Origin of the sequence: Undibacterium sp. Di26W (genome assembly GCF_049340265.1) — a bacterium.
Lineage (GTDB): Bacteria > Pseudomonadota > Gammaproteobacteria > Burkholderiales > Burkholderiaceae_D > Undibacterium.
On record NZ_JBMPOR010000003.1, the window covers coordinates 247030 to 264275 of the forward strand.

A 17246-nucleotide genomic window follows, 5' to 3' on the forward strand; every position below is an offset into this window, starting at 1 on the left:
ATGGAAGTCGGGCGCGGACCTGCCTGTGAATGGAAAGCGTGAATTGCTATTTTGAAAATATAAACTAATATTATTCATTTGGCAATTTATTTTGCGAATGATATCGCCTATCTACATATTGCCTGTCGCAATCAGCAAAAAAGTATCGCAGCGGCATGCATTCAGAGGCGGTACCGCGCCAATCCCTCAAGCACGACAATGATCACCAATTTTTTATCAAAACGTCTTGCACTGCACACTAGATCAGGCAGGTTTGATGATTGGAACAATTAGGTCAATACGCCCAGGTTACGCGCAGTAAAAACACTGTTGCGGGTGCCCTGGCCAGTTTCTGCGAAAGTACAGGAAACCAGGCGCAGGTCACATGCTTATGTGAGGTCCACACCTTGACCTGAGAAAAATAGCTTATCCGCGCATCGTCTTTTGAAATCTTGTTATTATCCTGCAATGCTTATGATCAGGTTAACGCACCATGTCTGAACTCGTCGTTCTTACCACTTACTTCAATCCCTGTCGCTATCTATCGCGCAGACAAAACTATGATGCGTTCATGCAGGGCATGCGTGCTGCGGGCGTGACTTGTATTACGGTGGAATGTGCGTTTGGTGATGCGTCGTTTGAATTGCCGGCTGCACTGGATGTCTTGCAGGTGCGTTCTTCGACCTTGCTGTGGCAGAAAGAGCGTCTGCTGAATCTGGCTGCTTCGTGGTTGCCTGCCAGTTGCCGTTATGTGGCATGGCTGGATTGCGATATTTTGTTTGACAATAAAAACTGGGCCAGGGAACTGGTCGCTGTTTTGCGACAATATCCGGTCGCGCAAGTGTGGGAAACCTGTCTAAGGCAGCCACAGGATGGTACCGACCATGGTGCCGCCGATGAGCAGCCAGACCGTGTTACCTCGTTCGCTGCCGTCATGCAGGAACAACCCACCTCCTTGCAGGCTGGACGTTATGATAGCCATGGACATACCGGCTATGGCTGGGCCATGCGACGCAGCCTGTTTGACAGTACAGGCCTGTATGAAGCAGCGATTTCCGGCAGCGCAGATCATTTCATGGCGCATGCGATATATGGCGACTATAACTTTTGCATACAGAATGCGCTGAAGCATGATCATGCCCAGATTACGCATCTGCAAGTCTGGGGCCAGCGTTTTTATCAACAGGTGCAAGGTCAACTGGGTGTGGTAAGGGGAGAGATTCGCCATCTGTGGCATGGGGATGCCCGCCACCGCCGTTATTTTTTACGCATGCATGACATTACTGACCTGGGTTTCAATCCCTGGACTGATTTGAGCATGCGTGCCGGTCGCCCGCTGGAATGGCATGCAGAAATGCACAAGCCGGCCCTGCGCCAGTACTTCGTCAATTATTTCCAATCGCGCCGTGAAGATGGCGACAACCAAGAGAAAGCAAGTCATGCTGAAACCCAATGTTGATCCGGTCAGGGATGCTGATTTTAAAACCTATCACCGGGACATGGCCTATATGGATGTGGTCTACATGGCGCTGGACAATGCCATGCTGGCGATGCAGCAGCAGATAGAGGATCTGTACCAAGAACATGAAAACAAGCAGGCGCAAAGGCAGCGCCTCATCAAGCGCACGGTGGAAGATTTGTTGCCGGGATTTTATGCCAGTACCCTGAGTCAATTGCAGTCAGTCTGCCCAGGCTTTGTCGATGCCGTGGTATTGATCGCATTTGAAGAATACCGGCCATGGCTGGGCATATTGCCGCGACCTGGTAGCGCCAAAGCTCTGGCCACCTTGCAAACCAGGCTGGCATTTTATTTTGATACCCGGGTTGACCTGGACAAGGTGGAAAATCTGGACCAGGACCTGGCTGCCATCAGTGAACAAATCAATGCCTTGCAAAAAAAGCGTCAGGAAACCGTAGATATCATCAGCGTCCTGAAAAAAGCGCAGACTACCAACCTCGCTTTACCAGCAGAAGTCACCAGTTATATCGACCAGCTTTTCAAGCGCGCAGTCGCCATGCCAGGCAGTGGCAGTACCATGGCATCCGTCAAGCGCAAAGACCTTGAAACGGAATGGCGTCAGCGTCGGCAATATTATGCGCATTCCACTTATCATGACAATTATGCCTGGTACAGCATGGCGCATGATTTTCCTGCCCATTCGATGATGCAAAACAATGTACAGAGCAATCTGGCCAGGCAGCGACAGGCAGATACGCTGGCTGGTGCCATGCTGGCGGATTCGTATCTGTACAATTCCAACACCGCGGCAGCGAACCCTGTCCAGTATGAACCTGGCTCTTTTTCTGATACCCGCAACGACGCCGACATCCTGCTCAATACGCATACCGCAACTGCCTACGCAGATAGCACAGACAGCACGCAAAATCCTCCTTCCGCCCAAGCCGATCTTTACGATTGCAATAGCACAGTCATGCTGAGTGATGACATAAGGACCGACGACAGTCTGGGTGCGTATTCCTGAGAACCTGCTTACGATCTTAAGCGCGTGCGCAATCGGAGTCCACGCGGGCTCATGTGCTGCTCAAAATGCGCATGGTCTAGAGACCATTTCGTTTTTTGCGCTGCGCTTTTTGTCCTGAATGTTGCCCTGACCCCGCTGAGGCACGCACACTCGCTCGCTACAGATCGTAACCAGGTTCTGAGGAAGGCAGATTGTGTTAAAAGCACCAAATACAAAGCAATGAGGATGGATTTACCACGCCGTAAAGGGGGCGGCCAGCTTAAATTGAAATTTTGATTGTCATTAATATGACGGATGCTAATATTGGCATTCAGACCAATCCTCATTTCAGAATGATATGTCGTCTAACCGGTACATTCGTTTCCGCGACATCAGTTTGAAAACCCGCCTGACGGTGGCGGCGGCCCTGTTTTTTGTGCTTTCCCTGGTCTTGCTCTCGTGGCTGGCCACCTCGGTTTCCGAACGAACACTGGAAAAACTCATCATAGCGCGCCAGACCGGCCTGATTGCTGCCATGGCTAATGAAATAGACCAGAAGGTGGAACTCAGGAAAAATGCGCTGATCCTGTTGGCCACGGATCTTGGCACGGATGATGAAGATCAGGGAAAACTGCAAGACTTGCTGCTACACCAGAAAAGTCTGGGTAGCCTGTTTGATAATCTTGCCGTACTCAATTTGCAAGGCGAGTTTCTGGCACTTCTGCATGGCGCTGAAGAGCGCGGTAAGCTCAACTTGTCTGGCCGGGATTATTTCCAGGAAGTGATCAGGCAAAAGAAACTGCTGGTTTCTCTGCCCCAGAAAGGTAGCGCCACCAGTCGTCCTCTGGTGGTGATGTGCGTTCCGGTATTTGATGGCAAAGGCACTATGCGCTATGTGTTGGCGGGTATTATCGAGCTGGCACAGGAAAGCTTTCTGGCGGATCTGGCAACCACCAAGATAGGTGGCAACGGCTATTTTTATATCACGACACGGCAAGGTGTATTTGTTGCCCATCCCGACAGTAGCCGCGTGCTTGCCAGCAGCCGCGAGCGGCCCGATACCCATCAATTGCCGGAGACTGCATTTTCAGTGCTGGAAGGCAGTCTGATTTCACATGAGCATAAAAATGATGAGGCAATTTTGTCTTACCGGCGCCTGAAGTCGGTAGACTGGATCATCACCTCTGTCTATCCAACCAGTGAAGCTTTCATCGTCATTACCGAAGTGCGGAAGGACATCATACTGGCCGGTACCGCCTTGCTCGTCATGTTGCTGCTGCTGGGCTGGTGGTTCATGTACTGGCAACTCAAACCCTTGCAGCATTTACGCCAGAAAGTTAATCATGCTGCGCCAGACTGGATAGATACACTGACACCAAAAGTGTATCCGAAAGATGAGATCGGGGATCTGGCCAAGGCATTTGACGATGCCATGTTGAACCGTCGTGCCGCCGAAGCCGCCCTGAGCGCCAGTGAAAACAAGTTGCGCCTGATTGCAGACAATATGTCGGCCTTTATTGGTTATATCGACCGTCATGAAAAGTATACTTTCGCCAATAAGCGCATTGCGCATCTATCGCGTATGGAGCCGGCCGTTGTCATCGGAAAAACCATGCGCGAAGTGGCTACTCCTGATGTCTATGACAAGATAGTCAAGCCTCATGTGGTCCGGGTGCTCAATGGCGAATGGACACGTTATGAGCGTCGTATACAGCGCTACGGTCACTGGGAATGGGACAGGGTCACTTATGCACCGGATTTCAGCAAGTCAGGCCAGGTCGAAGGTTTTTTTGTTCTGGTAGAAGACATCACCGAATTCAAGCGGGTACAAGATGATTTGATACGCAGTGAGCAGAGGGTGCGTACCATTACCGACAATGTACCCGCCATGATTGCCTATATTGATGCGAATGAACGCTATCAATTCTGTAACCGCAATTACAGCCAGATTCCCGGACTGGAACCCGGAAATATCCTGGGCAAGTCCATCCTTGAAGTGTTTGGCGAACAATCCTATCTGGAGCGCAAGGAAAAAATACAGCAGGCATTGCATGGTGAAAAAGTGTCTTTCGAACGCTATGCCTACGAGCACGATATCAAAAGGTATTTGCAATACGAGTATGTGCCAGACATCAATGCTGATGGCGTGACTACAGGCTATTATTCCCTGGTCATTGATGTGACGGCGCGCAAGCAGGCGGAATTGAAACTGGCCGCCAGTGAAGGCTTGTTGCGCACCATCGCTGACAATATTCCCGCCTTTGTCAGCCTCGTCGATGCAGAAAACCGCTATCAGTTCGTGAACCGGCCTTATGAAGCCTGGTTCAATCTGCCGTTGACGGCGATACGCTGCCAGCCTGTGCCATCGCTGCTGAGCGGCACCATGCTGCAACAACATCTGACTCATTACCAGCGGGCCATGGCTGGCGAAAAAACAGAATTTGAAACCGAGATCAGCATAGGTGGCAAGGCTGGACATTATCATGCCACCTATGTGCCCCAGTATGATGATAGCGGCCAGGTTGTCGGTGTGAATATCCTGATCAACGATGTCAGCGACGCCAAGGCAGTGGAAAGGCAATTGCTGGCACTGGCCAGATTTGACACCCTGACTGGTTTGCCCAACCGCAATCAGATCAATGAAAGAATGGAACAGGCCAGTGCCCGTTCACAGCGCAGCGGTCGTTTGATGGCAGTGATGTTTCTCGATGTTGACAAGTTCAAGAGCATCAACGATAGCCTGGGTCATCATGCGGGTGATGCAGTTTTGCAGGAATTTGCCAACCGCCTTAAGTATTGCATACGCCAGACCGACCTGGCGGGCCGCCTTGCCGGCGATGAATTTGTCATCGTGCTGGAAGGCTTGAACATGCATAGTGAAGCTGATATGGTGGCCAGTAAAATTGTGCAAGCCATGACTACGCCTTTTGATATCGAAGGAAAATCCTTGATGGTGACGACCAGCATTGGCGTGGCGATATCTTCAGCGCAGAACTTTGGTGCTGCTGAGTTGCTGAAGAAAGCGGATGAAGCTTTATATCTGGCAAAAAAGGCAGGGCGGAATAATTTTAAAGTTTTGCAGTTGGGGTGAGGGGATATTCTCAAAGCATGCTTTGCGAAACCCCGGGAACATCCCTTGAAGGGAAATGCCGAATACGCATTCGGTATATTTTCAACATCTTCGGCCTGCTTAATCCCTGTTCCTCAATAACTCAAGTATGCTGGAAAAATCCTTGCCACCGGCACCTGCTTTGCTATGGATGCCATACAGGTTGCGTACAGCTTCACCCAGCGGGATGCTGGCATTCGTGCCCAATGCGGCTTCCGTGGCCAGCCCCAGGTCTTTGAGCATCAGGTCAACCCCAAAGCCACCTGTGTAGCCGCGTGAAGCGGGTGCATTTTCCATCACGCCGGGATAAGGGTTGTACAGTTCCAGTGCCCAGTTGCTGCCTGAGCTTTTGCTCATGATGTCGGACAGGACTTTGGGATCTAAGCCATTTGCCACACCCAGTGTCAGTGCTTCTGCCGTGCCTGCCATCAGTATGCCCAGCAGCATGTTGTTGCAGATTTTTGCGGTTTGCCCGGCACCGTGTTCACCGGCGTGGAAAATATTCTTGCCCATGACATTCAGGAGAGGGCGTGCGCGTTCCAGATCGCTTGTGCTGCCACCGACGATGAAGGTCAGCGTGCCTGCGGCTGCACCGGCTGTGCCGCCAGAGACCGGGGCATCGATCATCGCCAACCCGCGTGCAACTGCAGCTTGTGCGACTTTCCTGGCGGATTGCGGGGCAATCGTGCTGCAGTCTATGATCAGTGCGCCATTGGCGATGTGGGCGAGTATGCCTGCATCGCCCAGGTACAGGCTTTCAACATGGCGGCTGGCGGGTAGCATGCTGATGACGATGTCCGCGCCTTCAATAGTCTGCCTGGCATTGCTGGCAGCCAGCGCACCGGCATCTACCAGTGTTTTCAGGGCATCAGGGGACAGATCGAAGACGGTCAGTGGGTAGCCTGCCTTGAGCAGGTTAAGGGCCATGGGCGCGCCCATGTTGCCGAGGCCGATGAAGGCGATTTTTGGATTGTTTGACATGGGGGTTTATCTCCGTGGTTTTTCCTTCCCTTTCAACAGGAAGGCTTACATATTGGGGTCAATCTTCCCTCCCCTTCAAGGGGAGGGCCAGGGTGGGGATGGGTTTCTTCCGCAAATTGAATATATTTTTTCATCAACCGAACCCCATCCCCATCCCGACCTTCCCCTTGAAGGGGAAGGAGTTGCAATCAGCTCTCCGGTTACGAGATACGGATTGCTTTCAAGCCGCCCGCTTCCGCACATCCTCATGCAAACCCAAATCCCGCAATGGATGCTGCTCTGCCGTCCAAAGATGTGTGAAATATTGCTCGCCATCCTGCGGCTGCATCTCATGCAAACTACCTGGCAACCATTGCGGCTTTTGATCCTTGTCCACAATCAAGGCCCGTATTCCTTCCGCAAAATCATGGCCTTGCGCGCAGGCGAGTGCGGCGACTAACTCCATGCGGAAGATTTCTGCCAGCGACAAATGTTTGCCACGTTCTTGCAAGGCATGTGCCAGCCAGACAGAAGTCGGGCTGCCTTTTTGTAGGTTGCTGACGGCTTTTTGCAACCATGGAAGTTCTTCCTGTTGTACCGCATCGACTGCAAGTATTTGTGCGACGATGGCAGGCAGATCAGCAGCACTGCACAGGCGATTGATGAGATCGAAGTTGGCACGCAATGGGCCTGCGGTGTCGCTGGATAGCGCTGAGAATTGCTGCAAGACTAGATTGACGCGCTGATGATTCTGGCGGGCTTGACTGCTCCACGCAGCAGCCTGTAATGCTGCCAGTACATCTGCCTTGCTGGCATGCGGCAAGGCTACGTCTGCCAGTTTCACAAACAGTGCATCGCTGGCATTGATACTGGCACCCGTCAATGCCAAAAACAGCCCTAGCTTGCCTGGCATGCGGTTCAGGAACCAGGTGCCGCCGACATCGGGGAACAGGCCGATGGCAATCTCCGGCATCGCAAGACGGGACTTTTCGGTGACGACGCGGTGGCTGGCACCGGCCATCAAACCTATGCCGCCACCCATGACGATGCCATGGCCCCAGCACAAGATGGGTTTGCGGTAAGTGTGGATCTGGTAGTCGAGACGGTATTCCTGCTCAAAAAAATCCAGGGCATAGACATTACCAAGAAGATTGTCTTTATTGCTGGATGCATGATGTTCGCGCATGCTGGCATACAGGTTTTGCAAGTCGCCGCCTGCGCAAAATGCTTTGTCACCGGCGGCTTGCAACACCACCATGGCGATGCTGCTGTCTTCATCCCAGGCATGCAATTGCGTGCCCAGCATTTGCACCATTTTCTTGGACAGGGCGTTCAGGGTTTTTTCCGCATTCAGGGTGGCGATGCCTATCTGCATGCCGTTGGTTGCAGGTAGGGTGTGGAACAGGACAGGGGCGGTATCGTTCATGCATTCCTCCACACTGGGGGGCGTTTTTCCAGGAAGGCAGTGACACCTTCTTTTTGATCAGCGGTATCAAACAGGGCCAGGAAGGCTTCGCGTTCTTGTGGCAGCACGGTGTTCATGGGTTGCTGGCGTGCGCCCTGTATTAGTTGCTTGCAGGCCTTGACGCTGCTGGGGCTTTGCTTGCCCACTTGCTTGGCCAGCGCCAGTGCATGTTCGAGTGCAGCGCCGGTAGCGACCACTTCTTCCACCAGGCCTATGCGCAGGGCGGTGGCGGCGTCGACACGTTCACCGCACAAGATCAGGCGCTTTGCCCAGCCTTCACCGACCAGCCAGGCAAGATGTTGTGTGCCGCCAGCGCAGGGCAGCAAGCCGACGCCAGCTTCTGGCAAGGCCATTTGTGCCTGGGTTTCGGCGATGCGCAAATCGCAAGCCAGCGCGCATTCCAGTCCGCCACCCATGGCATAGCCATTGATGGCCGCGATGGAAACACCACGGAAGCGGCTCAGGGTTTCAAATGCTTCACCAAAGCGGCGTGCCATGTCCAGCGCCACGGTCTTATCACCATCGGCAAACAATTTCAGGTCTGCCCCGGCAGAAAAGAATTTTTGCCCAGAACCGGTGATGACGAGGCTATAGATAGTTGCGTCAGCATTGAGGTCGTTGACCAGTTGCGTCAAAGCCTGCAAACCCGCCGCCGTCCAGGTATTGGCGGGTGGGTTGGCCAGGGTTATCAGGGCAGTGTGACCGATGATTTCGCATTGCAGATTGGTGTAGTTGCTGTACTTGCTCATAAAAATTCCTCGCTTGCGGCTTGGTTTAACATGTGGCGGGCGACGATGACACGCATGATTTCATTCGTACCTTCAAGTATCTGGTGCACTCTGACATCGCGCAGGAAACGCTCCAGTGGGTATTCGCGTATATAGCCGTAGCCGCCGTGGATTTGCAGGGCTTCATTGCAGACGGCAAAGCCGGTATCGGTCGCCAGGCGCTTGGCCATGGCACAATACACTGAGGCATTGTCGGCCTTGCTGTCGAGTTTGCTGGCAGCCAGCCTGACCATCTGGCGGGCGGCGACAAGTTCGGTTTGCATGTCGGCCAGTTTGAATTGCAGTACCTGGAAGTCAGACAGTTTTTTCTGGAACTGCATGCGCTCGTTCATATAGGCTTGTGCACTATTGAGTGCTGATTGCGCAGCGCCGATAGAACAGGTGGCGATGTTGATGCGGCCACCATCAAGGCCACGCATGGCAATCCGAAAGCCCTCGCCTTCTTCACCCAGCAAGTGGCTGCGCGGTATGCGTACCTGGTCAAAATTCACGGTGCGGGTGGGCTGGCTGTTCCAGCCCATCTTGTCCTCTTTCTTGCCATAACTGATGCCGGGCAAATCTGCCGGTACGGCAAAGGCAGAAATACCGCCCGCACCTTCGCCACCGGTGCGTGCCATGACCACCAGCATATTGGTCGCACCCGCGCCCGAGATAAAGGCCTTGCTGCCACTCAGGATATAGCTGTCGTCATCCAGGCGGGCGCTGGTGCGCAGTGATGCCGCGTCCGAGCCAGCGCCGGCCTCAGTCAGGCAATACGACGCCAGTTTCTTGCCTGCGGCCAGTTTGGGCACCCATTCTTGCTGCACTTCTGGCCCGCCCCAATGCGCAATCATCCAGCTCGCCATATTGTGGATGGTGATATACGCCGTGGTGGAAGGGCAGGCGCGCGCCAGCTCTTCAAACACGATGGCGGCATCCAGCCGCGTCAGGCTCAGCCCACCTAACTCTTCCGGCACATACAGTCCGCAAAATCCCAGTTCCCCGGCATGGGCGATGACGTCCAGCGGGAAGTGGGACGTGGCATCCCAATGCGCGGCTTGCGCCGTCATTTCATGGGCGGCGAAGTTGCGGGCAGATTGCTGGTAGGCGCGCTGGTCTTCATTCAATTCGAAGTCCATGGCCATCTCCTTATTTTAAAGAGATGGTGGTATTCACCTTGCCCGCACTGACGCTGTCATCAAACCAGCGTGCCGTGATGGTTTTGGTCTGGGTATAAAACTGTATGACTTGCTTGCCATATGGCCCCAGGTCACCGAGCTTGGATGCACGCGAACCGGTGAAAGAAAACAGTGGCACTGGCACAGGAATAGGCACATTGATACCGATCTGGCCGACATCAATATCTTCTTCAAAAGTGCGTGCCGCTGCACCAGACTGGGTGAACAGTGCCGTGCCATTGCCGTTAGGGTTGGCATTGATGATGGCGATGGCATCAGCCAGCGTATCTGCCTGCATGATGCATAGCACAGGGCCAAAGATTTCTTCTTCATACACACGCATGCCGGGCTTGACGCCGGTGAAGACGGTAGGGCCAACGAAGTTGCCATGTTCATAGCCTGGCACTTGCGGTGCACGGCCATCCAGCACCAGATTGGCACCTTCGGCAATACCTTGTGCGATCAGGTTTTCTACCCTTTCTTTGGCGGTGCAGGAAATGACTGGACCGATGTCGGTATTGGCTTCTGCACCGGCATTTATTTTGAGGCTGCGTGCACGATCCAGCAAGTCTGGCACCCACTGGTTTGCTTCACCCACCAGGATGACCACGGACAGCGCCATGCACCGCTGGCCAGCCGCACCAAAGGCCGCACCGGCGAGGTTGTTCAGGGTTTGTTCTTTATTTGCATCCGGCAAGACGATGGCGTGGTTCTTGGCACCCATCATGCATTGCGCACGCTTGCCCGCCAGGGTGGCGCGCTGATACACATGCGTGCCTACGCGGGTAGAGCCGACAAAGGACACCGCCTTGATATCCGGATGATCGCAAATCGCATTGACGATATCTTCGCCACCGTGCACGACATTTAATACGCCAGGTGGCATACCTGCCTGCATGGCCAGCTCAGCCAGGCGCATGGTGACCATGGGGTCTTGCTCGGATGGTTTCAGGATGAAGGTATTGCCACAGGCAATCGCCATCGGGAACATCCACAGCGGTATCATGGCTGGGAAGTTGAATGGGGTGATGCCAGCGCAAACGCCTAGCGGCTGGTTCAGGGTATAGGTATCGACGCCGCTGGCGACGTTGTTGGCGATTTCGCCCATTTGCAGGTTGCCGATATTGGCGGCATGCTCGACCACTTCCAAACCACGGAAGATGTCACCTTCGGCATCGGCCAGGGTCTTGCCCTGTTCGGCCGTCAGCAGTGCAGCCAGTTCGGCCATGTTTTCGCGTATCAGTTGCTGGTATTTCAGGAAGATGCGGGCGCGGGTGCCTATTGCGGTCTTGCGCCAGGTCTTGAAAGCAGCCTTGGCAGCATCGACTGCGGCCTGCATTTCATCCGGCGTGGTGAAGGGAACATGGGCCAGCACCTGTTGCGTGGCCGGGTTGATCACATTGCGCCACTGCGTGGTTTTGGATTCAAGCAGTTCGCCATTGATCAGCAGTTTGACCTTGGGAACCTGGGTAAGAGTAGTCATGATGCTTTCCTGAACCTTCCTGATTATGCACGGACAGACGGCGGGCTTTGCCCGCAACAACAGCCGCACTGATGCCTGAAAACAGGGTAGCCACTGTGTGCAGAAACCTGCCGCAGCAACTGTCCTGGCCATGGGCGCACGTAGTGAAAACGCACACCCGCCACGCACCTTCCGTACGTGACCAGACCTTGGGAAAAAACAGTAAAGAGCAATGTTGAATACACGCACCTGCCCGCCATGATGACGGGCCCATGCAGCGTTTCAAACACAGCCTTCCGCAGTGTTTTTCTCAGCGATCAACAGGCCGGTATCCGGGCTTGCAAGTCTTGTTACATCGCCTTCCCAGTCATGCATGACCAGTGGCGTGGTTGATGTAACCGCACTCGCTTACCGTTGCGGAGGCAGCAGGGGCTTTGGCACTGGCTTCGAATAGACCAGCGACGACCACTTTCCCGTTTAACACGGCCCAAGAGCTTGGGCTGTGCACCTGTTATTTTTAGAATAGCATAAGACTTGACGTTTACGTAAACGTTAATCGATATGAATGGATGAAAAAAATTCAGCACACTTGGATTTGGGCAATTTGTATAAAGTTGCCAATGAGTAAAAAGCAAACTTGGTCCAGATTGCGTATCATGATAGCCATTGGTGCTTGCCAACATCTGGTAAGCACAGTCTGTCCAGCGCACTATACCGATATCTGATCAGTGAAAGATGCGAGGTATGACATGGCGTGCCATCAACCAGGAAAACAGCAATGACCAGCAAACCTAGCCAAGACAATACCGACAACAGGATGGAACGCGATACCTTTGGTGAAATCGCCGTACCTGCAAAAGCATTATGGGGTGCACAAACCCAGCGTTCACTGCATCACTTTGCCATCTCTACAGAAAAGATGCCGGATGCGCTGGTGCTGGCACTGGCACGTGTGAAGCGCAGTTGTGCCATCGTGAACCGTGACCTTGGTTTGCTGGATGCCAGATTCGCCGATGCCATCGTCAGCGCTGCTGACGAGGTGCTGGCTGGCGCGCATCCGCATGCCTTCCCGCTGTCGGTGTGGCAGACCGGTTCCGGCACACAAAGCAATATGAACATGAATGAAGTGCTGGCCAATCGCGCTTCTGAATTATTGGGTGGTAGCCGTGGCATGAGTCGCCTGGTGCATCCGAATGATCAGGTGAATATGGGGCAATCATCGAATGACGTCTTTCCCACCGCCATGTATGTGGCAGCCTGCCTGACGGTAACGCAGTCACTGTTGCCAGCGCTGCAGCAACTGCGCACTTCGCTGACCGCCAAGGTGGCAGAATTTGCCGACATCGTTAAAATTGGCCGCACCCATTTACAGGATGCGACACCGTTGACACTGGGGCAGGAAGTCTCTGGCTGGGTGGCACAACTGGCCCATGCAGAACAGGCCATCAGCCTTACTTTGCCGGCTTTGCAGGAACTGGCCATCGGCGGCACGGCCGTTGGTACCGGCCTGAATACCCATGCAGAATTTGGTCAGCGCGTTGCCGCCAGCCTGGCGCAAGACACAGGCATAAGCTTTGTCGCCGCCCCCAATCGTTTTGCCGCACTGGCTGCCCACGATGCCATGGTCAGTTCGCACGGTGCATTGAAGACGCTGGCGGTGGCCTTGATGAAAATCGCCAATGACATACGCTGGCTGGCTTCTGGCCCCCGTTCTGGCCTGGGTGAATTGCAGATACCGGAAAACGAACCCGGCAGTTCCATCATGCCGGGCAAGGTCAATCCTACCCAGTGCGAAGCGGTGACCATGGTGTGTTGCCAGGTCATGGGCAATGATGTGGCCCTTAGCATAGGTGGTGCTGCAGGTAATTTTGAATTGAATGTATTCAAGCCGCTTATCGTGCACAATTTCTTGCAGAGTACCCGTCTGCTGACGGATGCCATGTCCAGCCTGGATCAGCATTGCGTGCAGGGCATGCAAGCGAATCGCCAGCGCATCACTGAGCTATTGAATAATTCACTGATGCTGGTGACGGCGCTCAACCCACATATAGGCTATGACAAATCGGCGGCAATCGCCAAATACGCGCATCATCACCAGACCACCTTGCGTGAAGCGGCATTGACGCTGGGTCACGTCACGGCGGAAGAGTTTGATGCCTGGGTCAGGCCGCAAGACATGGTGTGACGAGCGACACAGCTTGGTATTAATAAGCGCCAGTCAGGGGCTTGCGTACACCTTGCACACTCGCTCCCACTTGCTCCGCCAGTTGCTGTGCCGCCTCGGACATTGCCGGTGCTACGGCTTCATACGCCGGACTATTCAAACGAACAGTGAAGACCTTGTGTTCACGCTTGAGCAGTTTGCGGCTGTTGTCCAGCACGACCCAGCTTGCTTCGAGGGTGAGCTGGTTGCCGCTGTAGATGAGTAGCTGGTCGATTTGAACCTTGACAAGATAACGGGGCAGGGTGCTGGATGGGTTTGCCGATATGCCTGTATTTATGCCAGCGCTGATGCCGGTGTCGGACGACAGCCAGGCGTCTGGCAGGCGGGTGCGCAGATGAGCGATGAGGGACACGGTGAGTTGTTCGTCGAGCGGGGCTATCCACCGTTGTTCGTCAGAGATGAGGGATTCTGTGGCCGACTTTTGGATGACCAGTTGCGGGCGATGGACGGCTTCTGGCAATTTGACGGTGGCGATGAGAACTTCATACTGCGGCTCGGTCTGGCTGCTGGCTGTTTGTGGGTAGTCGAGGTGATAGAGATGCTCGACGGGTGGGGTGGCACAGGCTGCAAGTAAAAGGCTGAGCAAGGTAAGTGGGGCCAGCGGCACAAATTTTATGGTTCGCATCATGGTTTTACCTTTTGTTTGCCAAACACCAGGGCGTCGGGGTGGCGTTCCAGCATGTCGGCCAGGTTGGCGACAGCGCGGGCGGACTTGGCGACTTGCTTCAATGATTCGCGCATGTCTTGCTGCAGGGGCGCGTCCTCAGCCAGCAGGGTATTGGCACTGTTGAGCGTGCCGCGCGCTTCCTTGAGGGTAGAAGTCAGTTCAGGCGTGACTTCAACATCAAGGCGGCGCACCAGTTTTTCTGTGCTGGCAAGGGTGGTGTTGAGCTTGCTTAAGGCTTGCACCAGTTCGGCAGATATTTTGTCGAAAGGCAGTTTGTCTATCTTTCTGGCGATGCGGCCCACGGTGTCCTGAATTTCGCCCAGGCCGCCGCCGACGGTGGGCAATACCGGGTAGTCGGTGCGCCAGTCCATTTTTGCCTGGGGAGCATCGGGGAAGAAGTCGAGGGCGATATACAATTGCCCGGTCAGCAGGTTGCCACTGCGTAGCTGGCCGCGCAAGCCGCGTGAGATCAGGTGTTCCAGCAGCGATCTCTCTTTGGCTTCGGTCGCATCGTCAGGCAGGCGGGCACCTGAGCGGACCCGGGATTTGAGGCGGTCCGGGTAGAGGCTGACTTCAACCGGGAAGCGTGGCAGGCGGCCATTCTCGGCAAATTCCACACCCAGGGATTTGACTTCGCCAATGACGATGCCGCGCAAGTCGACGGGTGCGCCTTTTGACAGGCCGCGCAGGCTTTCAGGGAAATACATGAGGAAGTTGCGTACCTTGGTATCTGGCGCACGCATGGCATGTTCGCGGTCTTCAAACAGGGAAAAGACGCTGCCTTCAAAGGCGGATTTGCCGCCGGGCAGGGCGTCGTCATGTTCCTGGAAGGCCAGGCCGCCGTCGATCAGGGAGGTCAGCGATTCTGTGGTGACGCGCAGGCCGTTGGCGTCTAGCTGCATGTCGATGCCGCTGGCATGCCAGAAGCGGGTATCGGCTGTCACATACTGGTCATACGGTGCATCGATGAAGACGCGGATGGTGACGCCCTTGCCATCGCGGTCCAGCTGGAACTTGGTGACATGGCCGGCATTGATATGGCGGAAGAAAATGGGTGAGCCATAATTGACCGAACCGGTCTGCGCACCATGCAAGACAAATTCGCGGCCAGGCGTATCGCGGTTGACCAGGGGTGGTTCTTCCAGACCGGTAAATTCGTTGGTGGTCTCGGTGGCTGTGCCGACATCGACACTGATGTAATTGCCGGACAAGAGTGTGGAAAGGCCAGAGACCGAGCCGCCAGAGATGCGTGGTTTGACGATGAAAAAGCGGGTGTCGGTGGCCAGGATATCGGAAGCACTCTTGATCAACTGGGCCGTTACCAGCACCCGCTGGCGGTCGGGCGACAGGGCAATGGCCTTGACATGGCCCACATCGACGTCTTTGTAGCGCAGCTTGGTCTTGCCCGCTTCCATCCCTTCTGCCGATTTAAAGGTGATGGTGATGACCGGCCCCTGGCTGGTAACGCTTTGCACCACCAGCCAGATACCGATGAGGGCCGCAATGACAGGTACGGCCCAGACGAAGGAGGGCATGCGCCGCCGTGGCTTAACCTTGACTACCGGCACTACGGCGTCGACCGCAGCGACCGTATCAAGGGTTTCAACAGTCCCGGCGGTTTCCCTGGCTTTGTCCACAGCAGGCGTGCCGGGATTTTCTGAAGTCGGATCACTCATGCGTCTTTGTTATCCAGATTAAACGTGAATCAAAGCTTTGTGCCGACAGCATCGTCAACACCACTACAGCACCAAAAGCCAGCACACCACCGCCTGGGTGTATCGCCGCCAGCGACTGAAACTGCACCAGCGCCACCAGTACCGTCACCACATACACATCCAGCATCGACCAGCGACCGACGGCTTCTATCATGCGAAACAACTGAGTACGCTGCAAAGGGTTCCAGCTGGATTTTTTCCAGCAGGTGAACAGCAGCAGGCTGATGGAAAACAGCTTGAGCAAGGGTACGACGATGCTGGCAAAGAACACCAGCAGCGCCAGGGGCCACGAACCTGTGTTCAATAACACCAGCACGCCACTCATGATGGTGTCATCCTGCGCACCAAAGATGGTGTTGGTATGCATGACGGGCAAGAGATTGGCTGGTATATACAATATCATCGCGGCGACCAGGTAGGCCAGCGATTTGGTCAGGCTGTCTTTATGACGCAAATGCAGAGATGCACCACAATTGGGACAGTGGGTGGCTGCCTGATCATGGGTGCAGCACAGGGTTTCGCAAATATCGCAACTGATGAGCCCGGTGGCTGCACCTGTCTGGCCCGCCAGGCCAGCAGCGGGGATGTGGCGGTATTCATGCTCAGACATGCTTCACCCTGGCGTTTGCCCTTGAACGTCTGGTCGCACGCGCCCAGAGCCACAGATTGCGCGGGGTGAGTACCGATGTCAGCGCCGCCGTGATGAAAATCAGACCGGCGCAAGACCACAGGGCAGGGCCGATGACGATATCGGCCATGTGTTGCAACTTGACCAGGGACACCAGCAGGCCCAGCATGAAGATTTCGACCATGCTCCAGGGCCGCAGGCTTTGCAGGGCACGCAAGGGCGCACCCAGCGCTTGGCTGGCGTCACCAAACCTGAGTATGCACAAGAGGTAGATGGCAAGCGATATCTGCAATGCCGGTGCCAGCACGGTAGTAATGATGACCAGCAAGGACAGCAGATGCATGCCGTCATTCCACATGGCCAGGGCAGCATGCAGCAAGGTGGTGTCGCGCGTTACTTGCTGGACCTTGAGGGCAAGCAGGGGAAAGCAGTTAAGCAACAGCAACAAGATCACCGAGGTAACGGCCAGCGCCAGCGCCATATCCAGGCTGGCGCTGCCATTTCTGTACAGCGTAGCACGGCAACGCGGGCAGCTTGCTGCCTCACCTCTTGCCAGCGCTGCATCCATGCAGATCAGGTCGCACTCATGGCAAACAATAAATTTGTTGGCAGCACTAATGGGAAATCACT

Annotated in this window: 13 protein-coding genes and 1 riboswitch; of the genes, 4 read left to right on the top strand and 9 right to left on the bottom strand. The window is 54.7% G+C overall.

Translation table 11 applies throughout. The annotated features are described in order from the left end of the window. Positions 1–472 precede the first annotated feature (472 nt). From ACO0LM_RS05485 to ACO0LM_RS05495, 3 genes are all read left to right on the top strand, one after another. Positions 473–1438: a hypothetical protein gene (locus tag ACO0LM_RS05485; protein WP_423035026.1), complete on the top strand. Its 966-nt coding sequence runs from the start codon at positions 473–475 to the stop codon at positions 1436–1438. After that, positions 1419–2462: a hypothetical protein gene (locus tag ACO0LM_RS05490; RefSeq protein ID WP_423035028.1), complete on the top strand. Its 1044-nt coding sequence runs from the start codon at positions 1419–1421 to the stop codon at positions 2460–2462. The genes ACO0LM_RS05485 and ACO0LM_RS05490 overlap by 20 nt, the downstream gene beginning before the upstream one ends. Positions 2463–2799: 337 nt before the next feature. Beyond that, positions 2800–5532, top strand: a complete 2733-nt coding sequence (locus ACO0LM_RS05495) for a diguanylate cyclase domain-containing protein (RefSeq protein ID WP_423035030.1) — start codon at positions 2800–2802, stop codon at positions 5530–5532. A 99-nt stretch (positions 5533–5631) separates the two neighbouring features. Here the strand turns inward: ACO0LM_RS05495 and mmsB are convergent, their stop codons facing one another. The 5 genes from mmsB to ACO0LM_RS05520 all read right to left on the bottom strand — a co-directional run bounded on the left by mmsB (position 5632) and on the right by ACO0LM_RS05520 (position 11403). After that, a complete protein-coding gene (gene mmsB / locus ACO0LM_RS05500; RefSeq protein WP_423035032.1) occupies positions 5632–6531 on the bottom strand; it encodes a 3-hydroxyisobutyrate dehydrogenase in 900 nt (299 codons plus the stop codon). 220 nt (positions 6532–6751) lie between these two features. Then, complete coding sequence (locus ACO0LM_RS05505) at positions 6752–7936, bottom strand: enoyl-CoA hydratase/isomerase family protein (RefSeq protein ID WP_423035034.1); 1185 nt, start codon at positions 7934–7936, stop codon at positions 6752–6754. Continuing rightward, the gene (locus tag ACO0LM_RS05510; RefSeq protein ID WP_423035036.1) at positions 7933–8724 is read right to left on the bottom strand and encodes an enoyl-CoA hydratase; all 792 of its coding nucleotides are present in this window, start codon (positions 8722–8724) and stop codon (positions 7933–7935) included. The genes ACO0LM_RS05505 and ACO0LM_RS05510 overlap by 4 nt, the downstream gene beginning before the upstream one ends. After that, positions 8721–9881 carry an acyl-CoA dehydrogenase family protein gene (locus tag ACO0LM_RS05515; protein WP_423035038.1) on the bottom strand — a complete coding sequence of 387 codons (1161 nt, stop codon included), beginning with the start codon at positions 9879–9881 and terminating at the stop codon, positions 8721–8723. Before ACO0LM_RS05515 ends, ACO0LM_RS05510 begins: the two co-directional genes overlap by 4 nt. Positions 9882–9891: 10 nt before the next feature. Further along, positions 9892–11403 carry a CoA-acylating methylmalonate-semialdehyde dehydrogenase gene (locus ACO0LM_RS05520; RefSeq protein ID WP_423035040.1) on the bottom strand — a complete coding sequence of 504 codons (1512 nt, stop codon included), beginning with the start codon at positions 11401–11403 and terminating at the stop codon, positions 9892–9894. Positions 11404–11688: 285 nt separating this feature from the next. After that, positions 11689–11909: riboswitch (cobalamin riboswitch) on the bottom strand. A gap of 251 nt (positions 11910–12160) precedes the next feature. On the opposite strand from ACO0LM_RS05520, the gene fumC reads away from it, so the two are divergent. Beyond that, entirely contained in the window at positions 12161–13567 is a 1407-nt protein-coding gene (gene fumC, locus ACO0LM_RS05525) for a class II fumarate hydratase (RefSeq protein WP_423035042.1), read from the top strand. A 19-nt stretch (positions 13568–13586) separates the two neighbouring features. On the opposite strand, the gene ACO0LM_RS05530 is transcribed toward fumC, so the two are convergent. From ACO0LM_RS05530 to ACO0LM_RS05545, 4 genes are read right to left on the bottom strand one after another with little or no spacing between them, the layout of a single operon-like run. Continuing rightward, complete coding sequence (locus ACO0LM_RS05530) at positions 13587–14234, bottom strand: PqiC family protein (protein ID WP_423035044.1); 648 nt, start codon at positions 14232–14234, stop codon at positions 13587–13589. Next, positions 14231–15949, bottom strand: a complete 1719-nt coding sequence (locus ACO0LM_RS05535) for an intermembrane transport protein PqiB (protein WP_423035046.1) — start codon at positions 15947–15949, stop codon at positions 14231–14233. Before ACO0LM_RS05535 ends, ACO0LM_RS05530 begins: the two co-directional genes overlap by 4 nt. Beyond that, entirely contained in the window at positions 15942–16598 is a 657-nt protein-coding gene (locus tag ACO0LM_RS05540; RefSeq protein WP_422983125.1) for a paraquat-inducible protein A, read from the bottom strand. The genes ACO0LM_RS05535 and ACO0LM_RS05540 overlap by 8 nt, the downstream gene beginning before the upstream one ends. Continuing rightward, a complete protein-coding gene (locus ACO0LM_RS05545; RefSeq protein ID WP_423035048.1) occupies positions 16591–17184 on the bottom strand; it encodes a paraquat-inducible protein A in 594 nt (197 codons plus the stop codon). Before ACO0LM_RS05545 ends, ACO0LM_RS05540 begins: the two co-directional genes overlap by 8 nt. Between the last annotated feature and the right edge of the window lie 62 nt (positions 17185–17246).